Source organism: Streptomyces sp. NPDC005574 (assembly GCF_040605435.1).
Classification (GTDB): domain Bacteria; phylum Actinomycetota; class Actinomycetes; order Streptomycetales; family Streptomycetaceae; genus Streptomyces.
In genome coordinates this window covers 1-1311 of sequence record NZ_JBEXCW010000337.1, presented here as the reverse complement: position 1 = coordinate 1311, position 1311 = coordinate 1, and the positions used below count along the sequence as shown (strand labels likewise).

Sequence of the window (1311 nt, the reverse complement as noted above, 5' to 3'; positions counted from 1 at the left end):
GTGGCCGCTGCCGACCAGGCGGATCCGTCGCCGGAGGCCGCGACGGTCGAGCAGAAACTGATCGACCAGCTTGTTGAGCAGGCCCGCAGCAAGGGGCTGCAGCTGACCGGCGAGGGCGGGCTGCTGCAGCAGCTGACCAAGGCGGTTCTGGAGTCCGCCCTGGAGGGCGAGATCACCGACCATCTCGGCTATGACAAGCACGACCCGGCGGGCAAGGACGGCGGCAACTCCCGTAACGGCACCCGGTCCAAGACGGTGCTGACGGACATCGGGCCGGTCGAGATCGACGTGCCTCGCGACCGGGAGGGCTCCTTCGAGCCGGCCATCGTCAAGAAGCGGCAGCGCCGGCTGACCGGCGTGGACGAGATGGTGCTATCGCTGTCCGCGAAGGGCCTCACGCACGGGGAGATCTCCGCGCACCTGGCCGAGGTCTACGGCGCGGACGTGTCCAAGACGACCATCAGCACGATCACCGACAAGGTGATGGATGGCATGGCGGAATGGCAGAACCGGCCGCTAGACCGCGTCTACCCGGTCGTCTTCATTGACGCTATCAACGTCAAGATTCGCGATGGCCAAGTAGCGAACAGGCCGATCTACGTGGCCCTGGCGGTCACCGCCGAGGGACACCGCGACATCCTCGGCCTGTGGGCCGGCGACGGCGGCGAAGGCGCGAAACACTGGCTTCGAGTGCTCTCCGAGCTCAAGAACAGGGGCGTCGAAGACGTCCTCATGCTGGTCTGCGACGGGTTGAAGGGGCTGCCCGAGGCAGTCGGTGAGGTCTGGCCGCGAACCGTGGTGCAAACGTGCGTGGTTCACCTGCTGCGGGCGTCATTTCGATACGCGGCCCGCCAGGACTGGGACAAGATCGCCAAGGCGCTCAAGCCCGTCTACACCGCGCCGACCGAGGACGCGGCCACGACGCGGTTCCTGGAATTCGCCGAGACCTGGGGCAAGAAGTACCCGGCGATCGTCCGTCTCTGGGAGTCCAGCTGGCCCGAGTTCACGCCTTTCCTTCAGTTTGATGCAGAAATACGCCGCATCGTGTGCACGACCAACAGCATTGAGAGCGTCAACGCCCGCATCCGCAAGGCCGTCCGCGCCCGCGGGCACTTCCCCACGGAGCAGGCCGCCCTCAAATGTGTCTACATGGCCGTCATGAGCCTCGACCCGACCGGCGCCGGCCGCAAACGCTGGACCATGCGCTGGAAGGGCGCCATGAACGCCTTCGACCTGGCCTTCGACGGCCGCCTCACCGCAGGCCAACTCTAGCCACACCAAACCCAGTTACACCGCTCGCTTTACAGACCC

1 protein-coding gene is annotated in these 1311 nt (G+C 66.2%); it reads left to right on the top strand.

Annotated elements, in window-relative coordinates; all coding sequences use genetic code 11:
* The first annotated feature begins 57 nt into the window (after window positions 1–57).
* A complete protein-coding gene (locus ABZT03_RS44590) occupies window positions 58–1272 on the top strand; it encodes an IS256 family transposase (protein ID WP_356050072.1) in 1215 nt (404 codons plus the stop codon).
* Window positions 1273–1311 lie beyond the last annotated feature (39 nt).